The organism is Ferruginibacter paludis, from assembly GCF_030409685.1.
Classification (GTDB): domain Bacteria; phylum Bacteroidota; class Bacteroidia; order Chitinophagales; family Chitinophagaceae; genus Ferruginibacter; species Ferruginibacter paludis.
In genome coordinates this window covers 1-13240 of sequence record NZ_JAUFQJ010000014.1, presented here as the reverse complement: position 1 = coordinate 13240, position 13240 = coordinate 1, and the positions used below count along the sequence as shown (strand labels likewise).

The following is a 13240-nucleotide window of genomic DNA, read 5'->3' as shown; positions in this document are numbered from 1 at the left end:
CGTTTGCCAGGTTTATTATTCATCCATCTCCAGCAATAAATTAGCAATCAAAGCCGTCCATCCGGTTTGATGAGAGGCCCCCAAACCCTGGCCGGTATCTCCATGAAAGAATTCATAAAACAGGTGATGCTCTTTAAAATTTTCCTTGCTCCATAAAGGCTGATCGCTGGCATGGTATTGAAATTGTCCGCCTTCATTGCGTTCAAATATTTTTAGAATTCTTTTAGTCAGGGCATTGGCAATGTGTTTCAGGCTTAACATATTTCCCGAACCAGCCGGAAATTCAAAGTGGTAACTGTCGCCATAATAAGTATGGTATTTACGAATAGAATTAATGATGAGGTAATTCAGTGGCAGCCAGATGGGGCCACGCCAGTTGGAGTTACCACCAAACATGGAACTGGAGCTTTCACCGGGTTCATATTGAATACTGTAATTATTGCCCTGGTAGCCAAATTCATAGGGCTTATCCTTGTGGCAGCGGGAGAGCGAACGAATGCCATAATCGGATAAAAACTCCGCTTCGTCCAGCAGCCTTTTCAGTAAGCTTTCCAGGCGGTCATCAATCATAATGGCAAATAAATAATTGCCATCCTTGTTCTTGTTATCAATGCCGGAAATGATCCGGGTCAGGTCAGGCCGCGTAAGCCTGATCACTTCCAAACGGGTGTTAAATTGAGGCAAATTTTTAAACACGCTGCCATGGATAATTTCAACAGCCAATAATGGAATAATGCCCACTAAAGAACGGATTTTTAATCGCTGGCTGGCGCCGTTTTCAAATTGTATGGCATCATAATAAAAAGCATCATCTTCGTCCCACAAGGAAATATCTTTCTTCCCCATGTGGTGCATCGCCCAGCCAATATTTAAAAAATGCCGGAAAAATTTGGCGGCCGATTCTTCATATGCCTGGTTATGCTGTGCCAGTTCCAGCGACATGTGCAACATATTGATAGCGTACATGGCCATCCAGCTCGTAGCATCTGCCTGCTGTAATTTTTTAATACCGGGCGGCATATGATTTCTGTCAAACACACCAATATTATCCAGGCCAAGAAACCCACCTTCAAAAATATCGGTTCCGTTGGCATCCTTTTGGTTTACCCACCAGGTAAAATTCATGAGCAATTTCTGAAAAGCCCTTTCCAGGAAATCCCAGTCAGGCTTGCCCGTTTTTTTCTTATCCGCTTCATACACGTACCAAACACTCCAGGCATGTACCGGCGGATTGACGTCACTGAAATTCCACTCGTATGCCGGAATTTGTCCGTTGGGATGCATGTAATATTCCCGCAACACAACCAGCAACTGCTGCTTGGCAAAATCAGGATCTACATGTATAAAAGTGGCGGCATGAAACGCAAGATCCCAGGCAGCAAACCAGGGATACTCCCATTTATCCGGCATGGAAATAATGTTGCGGCAGGTAAGATGTTGCCAGTCATAATTGCGTTGATGACTTCGCTGGGGTGGTGTTTCGCCAGGTTCGCCAAACAACCATTTAAATACATCGAGGTAATAAAACTGTTTGGTCCATAGCAAACCGCTCACGGTGCTACGAAGCAAACTTTGATGTTCGGTTGATAATTTTTTTGGTGATAGCTCCTCATAATATTGATCCGTATCGGCCAGGCGCTTGTCAAAAATTTCATCAAATTTAGTCCAGGGATTTTCCAGCTGGTATTTGCTTAATCTTACTTTAAAGGTGGCGGATGCGCCGGGCTGAATGGTTTCTTTTAACCAAACGGCGGCTTTGGTACCTTGTTTTTTTGTATTGACTGTTTGCTCTTTGTGGATGACATAGTTGTTGATGCCATCCTTTACAAAGGGCATGTCATTCGGCCTGTTGTACATCCGCTGGTTATTGGTTTCATTATCACAAAACAATTGCTCACCGCCTTCGTGATAAAAATAGAAACTGCCATTGCGGGCCGAGTTTGTTTGCAGGCAATTGGGTGAAAGTGAAACAATTTCGGGCCTGGTAAAACGGGGATTGTGTTTCCAGAAATTGCGGAACCACAGGTGCGGTAATACATGGATGGTGGCTGCTTCAGGCCCGCGGTTGTGCACCGTAACCTTCATCAAAATATCATTTATTTCATCTTTGGCATATTCAATATAACAATCAAAATAACGGTTGTCTTTAAAGATGCCCGTATCCATCAATTCATATTCAGGGCTTAACCGGTCTTTTTTATTTTTATCTACCAGGTCAAGATAAGGGAATGCCTGCTGGGGATATTTGTAAAGGAATTTGCAGTACGAGTGGGTAGGCGAGGAGTCTAAATGAAAGTATAGTTCCTTTACATCTTCACCATGATTGCCTTCCCCGTTGGTTAAACCAAAAAGCCGCTCTTTTAAAATAGAATCTTTACCGTTCCAGAATGCCGGCGCCAGGCATAAAATCTGGTCACTGTCGCAAAAGCCGGCTATGCCTTCCTCGCCCCAACGATAAGCATAACTTCGGGCCAGGTCGTGGTTGATATAGTTCCACGTATTTCCATTCGGACTATAATCTTCTCTTACGGTACCCCATTGCCTGTCAGACAAATATGGCCCCCACTTTTTCCAGTTTTTATTATTGTTTGAACGGTATAACCGTTCCTTTTCTACCTTCTCCAACATTATGCGTTTAAAATTACTAATCTCATAGAAAATGGAATTATCATAACTAAAAATAACTTTTTGCTCAGGATAAAAAACATATTTAATAACCTAATGTAAAATTTTACCGGTGGTTTTAATATTGAGGTAAGCAAAGAAATTCCGGGAAATCAGATCCAGCAATTCCATTCCGGTGTTGAAGTGACTGTGTTAATGCATGAATGTTTGCAAAGAGAGGATGGAGGAAAAAAAATATCTTTTCCCTCAGGCAACCTTTTTTAATTCCAATACGTAGATAAATTGCTTAAGAACGAATGGGGCGTACTCAAACAGCATTGTAGTGTAAAAGCGCAGCAGAAAACTGCTGATTAAAATAAAAATAGCCCGGGGATTTTTAAGAGGAATAAGCTGTCTGATTAATTTCAGGCAGCTTTTTTTATAGCTGCTTTTGTCTCCGTAAAAATTTCCTTCTGCAAGGACTTAAACATTTTAGTTACCCCGCGAATGACTTACATCCCGTTGCAAAGGTTAAATCTATACCAGTGAATGAAACTACTAACGGTGCACTTATATTTGTACTGACATTGCAATATTGAGTTAAGAATCATTCGTGTGTATAACGGCCAACATTAAATTATAATAATAAATTAAAGAGAAGCATGGATTTTAAAAAAGCTGCCGCAGTAAAAGCTGCAGGGTTGATACAGTCCGGGCAGGTAATTGGTTTGGGAGCCGGGTCCACCATTGCATATATGGTAACCTGGTTGGCGGAGCAGGTTCAAAATGGGTTACAAATACAATTGCTCACTTCTTCTTTTACAACACGCCAGTTGTTACTGCAGAATGGCTTTACAGTATTGCCGGCAGCAGATGTTGAAAAAATCGATTTGTATTTTGATGGTTGCGACCAGGTAGATCATAATTTGCAGGCGCTGAAAAGTGGTGGCGGCATCCACACCCGGGAAAAACTACTGGCGGCAATGGCAACCCGGTTTATTATTGCTGGCGATGATTCAAAATATGTAGACCGGTTTACGACCCAATGTCCGTTGGTAATTGAATTGTTGCCCGAAGCACTGCGCTACGTTACCGCACGCATTCAGCAATTATTTCCCGGCACAAAAACCGATCTGCGCATGGGAAATAAGAAGGATGGCGCCACCATTACAGACAATGGTAATTATCTGATGGATGTGTGGTTTGACAAATGGCCTGATTTGGAATCACTGAATTTGACCATGAAAAACATCACCGGAGTTGTGGAAACATCGTTGTTTTATAACCTGGTTACTAAAGTAATTATTGCAGGGAATGAAGGCATACAGATTATAGAAAAATAACAATATAAAAATTAAAAAGGTGATACCAGTAAAAGCATATGCAGCACAAAGCGCAACCTCTCCATTAACGCCGATTGATTTTGAAAGAAGAGATTTAAGAGAACAGGATGTGCTGATTGAAATTTTGTTTTCAGGCGTTTGCCACAGCGACCTGCACCAGGCAAGGAATGAATGGGGCGGCTCCATGTATCCAATGGTTCCGGGACATGAAATTGTGGGCAAAGTAATTGGGGTGGGTAGTGGTGTAACCAAATTTACTGCAGGTCAAACAGCGGGGATAGGCGTAATGATAGATAGTTGCCGCGAATGTAAACCCTGTAAAAAGTACATGGAACAATATTGCGCAGAAGGAATGACAGGTACTTACAACGGTTATGAAAGAGATAAGAAAACCATTGCACAAGGTGGCTACAGTACACAAATTGTTTGTGATGAAAGATGGGTGTATCATGTTTCGGATTCGCTTGATCTGGCTGGAGTTGCTCCTTTGTTGTGCGCAGGCATTACCACCTATTCTCCTTTAAAATATGCCCATGTACAGCCGGGTGATAAAGTGGCCGTAGCCGGCCTTGGCGGACTCGGACACATGGCGGTAAAGTTTGCAGTAGCGATGGGGGCAGAAGTAACCATGTTAAGCACGTCACCTTCTAAAGAACAGGATGCCCGTAAGCTGGGGGCGCATCATTTTGTGCTGAGTTCTGATACAGAAGCAATGAAAAAACTGGAGAGCCATTTTGATGTGGTACTGGATGCAGTAAGCGGCAACCACGATTATGAAATTTATCTGAAGCTGCTGGATTTAAATGGTAAGTTACTGGTAGTAGGTTTGCCCAGCGACCAACCCAAAGTAAACACTTTTGAACTAATCAAAAATCGTCGTTGTATCATCGGCTCTATGATTGGCGGTACAGACGAGACACAGGAAATGCTCGACTTTTGCGCCGAAAAAAATATTGTGGCGGATGTAGAAGTTATACCAATGCAATACATCAACGAAGCATATGAAAGAATGTTGAAAAATGATGTGAAATATCGGTTTGTAATTGACATGGCAAGTTTAAAGTAATAATCACTATTCTATTTTTAAGGACTTTGTAGCCGGTGGACTGTCAGGAACGTTTTAAAATGCGCAACTAAAGTGTATTCTTCAATGGAGATAAAAGCGACTTAACGTCTTACCGGCAAAATCCAAATGTTTTATTGGATGTTTAACGATGAACTTTCAATAAAATTCTTATTTTTATGTACCTGTTATATCTGATAATTATTATATAATGAAAACCCGGCTGTTAAAAATTAGTTTATCGTTTTTGCTGTTAATAGCAGCAGGTAGATTGTCGGCTCAAAACAGTTTTATCAGCATATCAAAATCAACCGGCAGATTATTTGACGGTTTCAGTAAAACAGAAGACAGTTTAAAAAAACAGTTTGAACAAAAAAAACTGCAATGGCCCCCTGAGGAAGTTTATATCCGCAGTTTTAAATACGATAAGCAACTGGAAGTGTGGGTAAAAAACGCTGATAAGGAAACCTTTAAACTATTTAAAACCTACAAGGTTTGCATGCAAAGCGGATCGATGGGCCCCAAACGTTTTGAAGGAGATTACCAGGTACCGGAAGGCTTTTACTACATCAATGAATTTAATCCCAACAGCAATTATCATTTGGCACTTGGACTGAATTATCCCAACGCAAGCGACCGGATTTTAAGTGATTCCCTTAGGCCTGGCAACAATATTTATATACATGGCAATTGTGTGTCTACCGGATGTATTGCAATCAGTGATGAACCCATAGAAGAATTGTATGTGATGACCAGCCTGGCTAAAGAAAACGGGCAGGACTTTATTCCCGTGCATGTTTTTCCGGTAAAATACAGTAATAAAAAATCATTCGAATACCTTGCATTGGCCACCAAAGAAAACCAGGGACTTCAAAAATTCGCTATTAGTTTAAAAGAAGCATTTGACTATTTTGAAGAAAAAAAGAAACTGCCGGTAATCATTGTCAATAAGGCCGGGCATTATATCATTGATTGATTTTACTTCTGCACTTTGTATTCAAATTATCAGATGGTATCGTTTAAAGAATAAAAAGGCGGATGAGTTATTGCCTATTCACTATTGCTTATTCACTTCTGCGATACTACTTATCTTTCAAAAGTACCTGCAAAGTTTCTCTTGTCCGCTGGCTGAGCAATTCTGTTTTATTGGCGGTAAGTTCAGCAACAACAGCATCGGTGTAATGACGTACAGTAAGCAATACAATATCTTTTTCCACCTGTACATCAAATAATTCACTTGCTGCAAGTGCCAGCTTCTCTATTTTTTCCGGCCAGTTATCAAAACTACAGTATAAGCTGATAGCGCCGTTTTGCGACAGGTTGGGTCTTATCTTTATCTCCACAAATAAACCATGCAACTTGCTTACCAGCATATCTTCCACAAACGAAAAATCTTTTGAGTTAAACTGCATCAGCACCTGGTTGCTTTTTAAAACAATTATGGGCGGAAGATTCCGCACCGGCTCGTTGCCGATGATGGTGCCGGGTAACGCGGGTTTTAAAAAACAACGTACATGCAAGGGAATACTTTTGTTTTGTAGCGGCTTGATGGTTTTTGGATGAATGACCTGGGCCCCGTAATAAGCCATTTCAATGACTTCCGTATAACTTAAGGCGGCGATGAATTGTGCATCCGGAAACAGCTTTGGGTCTGCATTCATCACTCCTTCCACATCTTTCCAGATTGTTTGACTTTCGGCGTTCAGCATGTTGGCGAAAATGGCGGCGGTATAATCGCTTCCTTCCCTGCCGAGCGTAGTACTTTCATTTTCATCGGTAGCTCCAACAAACCCCTGCGTGATGACGATGTCAGTATTCTCAAAAAGCGGTACAATGTCCTGCTGTACTTTTTGCTCAGTAAACTGCCAGTCGATGCCGGCTTCCCTGAAGTTGTCATCGGTTCTAAAAATATCCCTCACATCGACCCAGCTATTTGTTACAGCAATACTGTTTAAATAATTGCTTACAATGGCAGTGCTCAGCAACTCGCCGCAACAAACAATCTGATCGTAGTAATAATCATATTCTCTCAGTGGTTTATCGTGCAGCAACCATTCTACTTCGGTAAATAAATCGCTTAAAATATTGGTGGCTGCCGGGTTTAATTGAGCCAGCACTTTCACATGCTCTTCTTTAATTTGGTGAAACAGCTGCAGAGCCATTTCTTTATCACCGGCAAAAAAAGCTTCTGCTACTTTTTCAAGTCCATTGGTTGTTTTGCCCATGGCCGAGATAATGATCAGTAATTTTTCTCCTGAAAAAGATTGAATAATACGTGCTACGTTTTGTATCCTTTCGATGCTGTTGATGCTGGCGCCGCCAAATTTAAAAACCTTCATTTGTACTACGGGTATTGGTGAGTGAGTAATTGTTAAAATAAATTGAGTTGCAAAAGTCGCACTTCTTGCTTTGTAAACCATTATTCGGGCGCTTAAAAGTTAAAGTAAACGCCAATTCTGAGGAGCATCAGGCAATAATTGGTTTACAACAGGCCAAATTCGCTTAATTTGCAAATAATTTTTTTCAGCAAACGGAGTTTTACATGCAACGCACCATTATTTCAGTTAAAAACCTGCGAAAGAGTTACGGAACTTTCGAAGCGGTAAAAGGCATTTCTTTTGACGTTTTTGAAGGAGAGATATTTGGATTGCTGGGCCCTAATGGTGCAGGTAAATCAACCACGTTGGAAATTATTGAAACCCTGCGGGATAAAACGAGCGGGGAAGTGATAGTAGACGGGCTGAACCTGGATACGGCTGCGGATGACATCAAAAAAATAATCGGGGTACAGTTGCAAACATCGGGCTTTTACCCGGGGTTGACTTTACTGGAACTGATACAGTTATTTGCGGGATTATACAACCGCCCTGTGCAGCCCATGGAACTACTGCACCTGGTAAATTTAGAAGATAAGGCAAAGAATAAATACAAGGAGTTAAGCGGTGGGCAAAAGCAACGTTTTTCGATCGCTACCACGTTGATCAACCAGCCAAAAATTGTTTTTTTAGATGAGCCAACAACCGGGCTTGATCCGCAGGCAAGAAGAAGTTTATGGGAGCTGATTAAAAGCATCCGCTCAAAAGGCACCACAGTAATTATTACTACTCATTATATGGATGAAGCCGAGCAATTGTGCGACCGCATCGCCATCCTGGATGAAGGTAAAATCATAGCGCTGGCTTCGCCTGATCAGCTGATTGACGACCTGGTGGCTACCGGATTTGAAAGACCCAGGCAAGTAAAATCCGCCAACCTGGAGGATGTATTTATTCACCTGACAGGAAAAGAAATAAGGGAAGAATAATTTTGTACCGGTTTAAAAATCAATATTCAATAAATATCAATCAACAATTAAAACAACACAATGAAGCAATTTTTTTTAGTGGCCTGCGTGGTTACAATTACAGGTATGCAGGTAAGTGCGCAATCAAAACCCAAAACAACTACGGCAGCAAAACCTGCAGCAGGTGCGGTTAAACCAGCGGTAAGTGCATTAAAAAGTTCAACCGATTCTTTCAGCTACGCACTGGGTATGAACGTAGCCAATAATTTAAAACAACAGGGTATTGACCAAATTACATACGCAGCCATGGAAAAAGCCATGGAAGATGTTTTTAAAAAGAGAACTGCTGCGCTGAATGATCAGCAGGCCAATATGTGTATCCAGCAAAAATTGCAGACCAATGCAGCTAAAAAAAGTGGCGCTGAAAAAGCAAAAGCAACTGCCTTTCTGGAAGCCAATAAAAAGCGCACTGGTGTAATTACTTTGCCAAGTGGATTACAATATGAAGTATTGAAGAAAGGGGATGCCACTTCAGCAACTCCTAAAGCAGTTGATACCGTAGTGGCAAATTATGCAGGTACATTAATTGACGGAAAAGAATTTGATAACTCTTACAAAAGAGGCGAACCGTTGACTATACCTGTTGGCGGTGTTATCAGGGGCTGGACAGAAATTTTACAGTTAATGCACATCGGCGATAAGTTCAAAGTATTTATTCCAAGTGAATTGGGTTATGGTGAAAGAGGTGCTGGCGCTGATATTCCCGGCGGTGCTGCCTTGATTTTTGAAATGGAATTACTGGGTATTAAACCAAATGCACCTGCTACTACCGGCGAACTAAAGCCAATAGGAGCCGATACAACAAAGCCACAAAACTAATATGGAAGAGTTAAAATATCCCATTGGTAAATATCAGCCACAACCCTTTTCTGCAAAGCAGCTGGAGCAGTGGATTATTGATATTAAATACCTGCCGAACCAGTTGGAAAATGCGGTCATCAACCTGGATGAACATCAGCTGGAAACACCTTACCGCCCTGACGGCTGGACGGTGAAACAACTGGTACATCACGTGGCCGACAGTCATATGAATGCCTACATCCGTTTTAAACTGGGGCTTACAGAAAATAACCCCACAATAAAGCCATACGATGAAGGCGCATGGGCATTGTTAAACGACAGCAAAGCCATTCCAATTAATGTATCGCTCACATTATTGTTTGCGCTGCACACAAGATGGGTGGCGGTGCTGGAAAATATTAAAGAAGACGAGTGGAACAAAACCGTGTTTCATCCCGAACAAAAAAAAGAAATTACCTTATGGCACTTGCTGGGTATGTATGCATGGCACAGCCTGCATCATACAGCACATATCACAGCCTTAAGGCAAAGAATGAATTGGTAATTGTATCCGTTTAAAAGCAGCGAAAATGCAACGCCATGGGTTGCTGCCATGCCTGTTTTTAAACGGATTTATTTTTAAAGCAACAATATGCACTGGAAAATACTTTCTTCCGAATACCTTTCAAATCATCCCTATTTTACGGCACGCAAAGATGTGTGCGAAATGCCCAATGGCACAATGGTGCCATCTTATTTTGTGGTTGAACTGCCGCCCACTGTTTGTGCGATGGCCATTACGGACGAGGGGGAAGTAATTCTCGTAAAGCAGTACCGCCACCCGGTTGGCGAAGTACTTACCGAAATACCCGGCGGCTTTGCTGATGAAGGTGAAGATGCAGCAACAGCCATTGCAAGGGAACTGCTGGAAGAAACAGGCTACGAGTTTACCCAGATAGATGAGGTAGGAAAAGTAGCAGGCAACCCAGGCGTGTTAAGCGGCTATACCCATTTGTTTTTAGCCAGGGGCGGAAAACAAGTCAATGTACAAAGTCTGGATGCGCACGAACAAATTGACATCCATCTTGTACCGGTGGAAGAGGTGAGAAGCATGTTGCAACGCAATGAATTTGCACAGGCATTGCACGTAAGCTGCATGTTATATGCATTTCAAAAGTTAGATAGCATAGAGAAATAAATCCGGGTACAAAATAATTGGTCCGGGCTGGGAAGCTTTGTGGATCATCGTTGCGTCGGCCTCGTGTACAATATCTTCTTAAGCAACTCCCGTCTTCGGTGCAACTAATTTTTATTGGTTGAACAGCTGTTCTATTTCCGGTTGTATGAATTCGGGGCTATCTACAAATCGTCAATCCTTTTTGGCAAAAACATCGAGTGATACCTGCAGATTATCTGCCAGCACCATACTGTTGCCACCAACCCCAAAGTTACGCCGGTTAATAATAAATGACCCCGAAAAGCGATACCCGTTGTTTTGCACCTCGGCAGTAAACGGAAACGAAATTTGTTTTGTTACACCTTTGATGGAGAGGTTACCAGTCACTAAAAACTTACCTGCCGCATCCTTGTTTACACTCGTTGAAGTAAAATTGATCAAAGGATATTTTGCAACATCAAAATAGTCTTCCTTCAGCAGGTGTTTGTCTCTTGTATTATTGTCTGTATTAACAGAGGCGGCGTCAACACTTACCACAAAACTGGCGGATGTTGTATTACCCGCATCAAATTGTATTTTTCCTTTCAGCCCTGCGAAATGACCAGCAGTAGTCAGTCCAAAGTTTTTAATGGAAAATTTTACGGATGATTCTGCATCAACAGGCAAAAAAATCTGTGCACTGCTTTGAATACAAAAGAAGAACGCAATTAAAACAACAGCTATTTTTTGCATGGCTGATTTCATAAACGCATGGCTTTAGCAATGATAACAATAACCAAGAGATTAAGTTGCCTGAAAGATGGCTTAATATAATTGCATACCCGCTTCACCTTAAAAATAAATTTTGTAAAGCTAAATATATTAGTATATTTGTGCTAATCAAATTAGTTGCATTATGTCACAAGCAGGACAAAATCTGAAGTATCTCCGCAAATTGCGTGGCTGGACACAGGAAGAATTTGCAGTAAAATTAGGTATCAAGCGGTCTTTAATCGGTGCTTACGAAGAAGAGCGGGCCGACCCCCGTTTGGAAGTACTGGAAATTGTATGCGATATTTTTAAGCTTACGTTGGACGAATTATTGCTTAAAGATTTGAGCAACACTGCCAGTACTTACCTTGCCAAACGAAGGCAGCAAAAAATGCTGACAGCCGAAAGAAACATCATTCATTTTGTGCCTGTAAAAGCTGCTGCCGGTTACCTGGCCGGATATGCCGACAGTGAATTTATTGATGAGTTGAACACGTTTACATTACCCATGCTTGCCGGCGGTAACTACAGAGCCTTTGAAATTATTGGAGACAGTATGTTACCCACCCCAAGTGGCAGTATTATTGTAGGTGAAAAGGTAGATTTTAATGAAGACGTGAAAAGTGACCAGGCCTACATTGTTATAAGCCGGCACGAAGGAATTGTATATAAAAGAGTGGTAAAAAATAATAAGCTCAAAAATAAATTCACACTGGTAAGTGACAATCCGCAATACCAGCCCTACCAGGTAAATGTAGAAGATGTGGTAGAACTGTGGCAGGCGCAAATGGTCATCAGCAAAGTAAGTGCGCAACAGCGCTGGGACATGAACTCTTTGGCAAGTATGGTAAATAATTTGCAGAGCCAGGTAAGCACGCTAAAGAAAAAGCTGAACTAAAAAATACTTTTCGACCTTTTTGTTCATTTCCTGGTCATGCATATAAAAAGTTCAATGGAAAACCTAGTTGTAAAAAATAATATTATCATTAATGCACCTGCGGTGGCGGTTTGGGGTGCATTAATAAACCCGGAGCAAACAAAAAAATATATGTTTGGTTGCAAAACAGTGTCCGACTGGAAAGTAGGCAGTCCATTATTATGGAGCGCCATGTATGAAGGAAAGGAAACAGTTTTTGTAAAAGGTACCATCGTTGATATTGTACCACAAAAATTGCTGAAGTATACCGTCATAGATCCAAATGCAACAATGGCCGATATTCCTGAAAATTATTTGAACGTGACATATGAATTGTCCGGCCCGGATGGTGAAGTAAATTTAACGGTAACACAGGATGGTTTTGAAGGTGCGGCGGACGGAGAAAAACGATACCAGGACGTTTATAACAACGGCGACGGCTGGAACCCGATACTGGTACAAATAAAAGGTGTTGCGGAATCAGCACTCTAAAAAAATCAATAGTATAACCCGTAAATTTTGTTAGTAAAAAGCAGATAACTAAATAGATTTTTAAAAGTACATTTTCATAATTTTCACATTCAGATACATCGGTTAAACATTTAAAACACACAATTATGATCAAGTTACAAATCGTAGGCAATTTGGGTAAAGATTGCATCGTAAAAGAGGTAAACGGACAAAACGTAATCAATTTCAGCGTAGCCCATACAGAGCGTTACAAGGACAGGCAGGGCAATCAAAAAGAAAGAACTACCTGGGTAGAATGTGCTTACTGGACGGATAAAACTGCCGTGGCACAATACCTTACAAAAGGCAAAACTGTATATGCGGAAGGGGCGCCGGAAGCGGAAGCTTACATGAACAAGGACAACCAGGCTGCCGCAACATTGCGTATGCGGGTACAAAATATTCAATTGTTAGGCGGAAGTGGTGTAGATACTCCTGCTCACCAGCAATCAGGTGGCAGCAGCAATTATAATCAGGGTAATCAAAGCAATTCCTCTTACACGCCTGCCAGTAACAATCCTGTGTCTTCCGCAGCGGCGAGTGTGGCTTCAGACGCAGCAGATGATCTTCCCTTTTAATTTTACAGAAAATTTATAAAAAAGCGCCGCAGGTTTGCGGCGCTTTTTGTTTTACATAAAAAGAAATTATTGCTGCGCGGGTAAGGACCTGGTAACGGGGAATGATTAAAAAAATAAAAAGGCTGTCTCAAAAGTTGAGCAGCCTTTTTTTTCGTTATATAGCGGTGTGTAAATTG

The 13240-nt window shown here is 41.5% G+C and carries 13 protein-coding genes; 10 read left to right on the top strand and 3 right to left on the bottom strand.

The window, feature by feature from the left end:
- Nucleotides 1-15 precede the first annotated feature (15 nt).
- Complete coding sequence (locus QWZ08_RS19650; protein WP_290339241.1) at nt 16-2628, bottom strand: MGH1-like glycoside hydrolase domain-containing protein; 2613 nt, start codon at nt 2626-2628, stop codon at nt 16-18.
- Between the two features lie 638 nt (nt 2629-3266).
- Here QWZ08_RS19650 and rpiA point away from each other — a divergent pair.
- The 3 genes from rpiA to QWZ08_RS19635 all read left to right on the top strand — a co-directional run bounded on the left by rpiA (nt 3267) and on the right by QWZ08_RS19635 (nt 5986).
- Complete coding sequence (gene rpiA, locus QWZ08_RS19645) at nt 3267-3947, top strand: ribose-5-phosphate isomerase RpiA (protein WP_290339240.1); 681 nt, start codon at nt 3267-3269, stop codon at nt 3945-3947.
- Nucleotides 3948-3966: 19 nt separating this feature from the next.
- Entirely contained in the window at nt 3967-5013 is a 1047-nt protein-coding gene (locus tag QWZ08_RS19640) for an NAD(P)-dependent alcohol dehydrogenase (protein ID WP_290339239.1), read from the top strand.
- Nucleotides 5014-5221: 208 nt separating this feature from the next.
- Nucleotides 5222-5986 carry a L,D-transpeptidase family protein gene (locus tag QWZ08_RS19635; RefSeq protein ID WP_290339238.1) on the top strand — a complete coding sequence of 255 codons (765 nt, stop codon included), beginning with the start codon at nt 5222-5224 and terminating at the stop codon, nt 5984-5986.
- A gap of 106 nt (nt 5987-6092) precedes the next feature.
- On the opposite strand, the gene QWZ08_RS19630 is transcribed toward QWZ08_RS19635, so the two are convergent.
- Nucleotides 6093-7349 carry an aspartate kinase gene (locus QWZ08_RS19630; protein ID WP_290339237.1) on the bottom strand — a complete coding sequence of 419 codons (1257 nt, stop codon included), beginning with the start codon at nt 7347-7349 and terminating at the stop codon, nt 6093-6095.
- A gap of 203 nt (nt 7350-7552) precedes the next feature.
- Here QWZ08_RS19630 and QWZ08_RS19625 point away from each other — a divergent pair, with 203 nt between their 5' ends.
- From QWZ08_RS19625 to QWZ08_RS19610, 4 genes are all read left to right on the top strand, one after another.
- Nucleotides 7553-8314, top strand: coding sequence for an ABC transporter ATP-binding protein (locus QWZ08_RS19625; protein ID WP_290339236.1), 762 nt, complete (start codon nt 7553-7555; stop codon nt 8312-8314).
- 60 nt (nt 8315-8374) lie between these two features.
- Entirely contained in the window at nt 8375-9172 is a 798-nt protein-coding gene (gene bamJ / locus QWZ08_RS19620; protein ID WP_290339235.1) for a BamJ family beta-barrel-assembly machinery protein, read from the top strand.
- Nucleotide 9173: 1 nt separating this feature from the next.
- Complete coding sequence (locus QWZ08_RS19615; RefSeq protein WP_290339234.1) at nt 9174-9698, top strand: YfiT family bacillithiol transferase; 525 nt, start codon at nt 9174-9176, stop codon at nt 9696-9698.
- Nucleotides 9699-9785: 87 nt separating this feature from the next.
- The gene (locus QWZ08_RS19610) at nt 9786-10331 is read left to right on the top strand and encodes an NUDIX hydrolase (RefSeq protein WP_290339233.1); all 546 of its coding nucleotides are present in this window, start codon (nt 9786-9788) and stop codon (nt 10329-10331) included.
- 171 nt (nt 10332-10502) lie between these two features.
- Here the strand turns inward: QWZ08_RS19610 and QWZ08_RS19605 are convergent, their stop codons facing one another.
- Nucleotides 10503-11054 carry a YceI family protein gene (locus QWZ08_RS19605; RefSeq protein WP_290339232.1) on the bottom strand — a complete coding sequence of 184 codons (552 nt, stop codon included), beginning with the start codon at nt 11052-11054 and terminating at the stop codon, nt 10503-10505.
- A 151-nt stretch (nt 11055-11205) separates the two neighbouring features.
- Here QWZ08_RS19605 and QWZ08_RS19600 point away from each other — a divergent pair, with 151 nt between their 5' ends.
- The 3 genes from QWZ08_RS19600 (at nt 11206) to QWZ08_RS19590 (ending at nt 13064) form a co-directional block, all read left to right on the top strand.
- A complete protein-coding gene (locus QWZ08_RS19600; RefSeq protein WP_290339231.1) occupies nt 11206-11958 on the top strand; it encodes an XRE family transcriptional regulator in 753 nt (250 codons plus the stop codon).
- 54 nt (nt 11959-12012) lie between these two features.
- Entirely contained in the window at nt 12013-12468 is a 456-nt protein-coding gene (locus QWZ08_RS19595) for an SRPBCC domain-containing protein (RefSeq protein ID WP_290339230.1), read from the top strand.
- Between the two features lie 125 nt (nt 12469-12593).
- Entirely contained in the window at nt 12594-13064 is a 471-nt protein-coding gene (locus QWZ08_RS19590) for a single-stranded DNA-binding protein (RefSeq protein WP_290339229.1), read from the top strand.
- The last annotated feature ends 176 nt before the right edge of the window (nt 13065-13240 follow it).

Bases quoted from the DNA above. Each gene is read 5' to 3' on its own strand.
- QWZ08_RS19630 (WP_290339237.1), bottom strand. From the start codon at position 7,349: ATGAAGGTTTTTAAATTTGGCGGCGCCAGCATCAACAGCATCGAAAGG.
- QWZ08_RS19605 (WP_290339232.1), bottom strand. From the start codon at position 11,054: ATGAAATCAGCCATGCAAAAAATAGCTGTTGTTTTAATTGCGTTCTTC.
- bamJ (WP_290339235.1), top strand. From the start codon at position 8,375: ATGAAGCAATTTTTTTTAGTGGCCTGCGTGGTTACAATTACAGGTATG.
- rpiA (WP_290339240.1), top strand. From the start codon at position 3,267: ATGGATTTTAAAAAAGCTGCCGCAGTAAAAGCTGCAGGGTTGATACAG.
- QWZ08_RS19610 (WP_290339233.1), top strand. From the start codon at position 9,786: ATGCACTGGAAAATACTTTCTTCCGAATACCTTTCAAATCATCCCTAT.
- QWZ08_RS19600 (WP_290339231.1), top strand. From the start codon at position 11,206: ATGTCACAAGCAGGACAAAATCTGAAGTATCTCCGCAAATTGCGTGGC.
- QWZ08_RS19635 (WP_290339238.1), top strand. From the start codon at position 5,222: ATGAAAACCCGGCTGTTAAAAATTAGTTTATCGTTTTTGCTGTTAATA.
- QWZ08_RS19595 (WP_290339230.1), top strand. From the start codon at position 12,013: ATGGAAAACCTAGTTGTAAAAAATAATATTATCATTAATGCACCTGCG.
- QWZ08_RS19615 (WP_290339234.1), top strand. From the start codon at position 9,174: ATGGAAGAGTTAAAATATCCCATTGGTAAATATCAGCCACAACCCTTT.
- QWZ08_RS19590 (WP_290339229.1), top strand. From the start codon at position 12,594: ATGATCAAGTTACAAATCGTAGGCAATTTGGGTAAAGATTGCATCGTA.
- QWZ08_RS19650 (WP_290339241.1), bottom strand. From the start codon at position 2,628: ATGTTGGAGAAGGTAGAAAAGGAACGGTTATACCGTTCAAACAATAAT.
- QWZ08_RS19625 (WP_290339236.1), top strand. From the start codon at position 7,553: ATGCAACGCACCATTATTTCAGTTAAAAACCTGCGAAAGAGTTACGGA.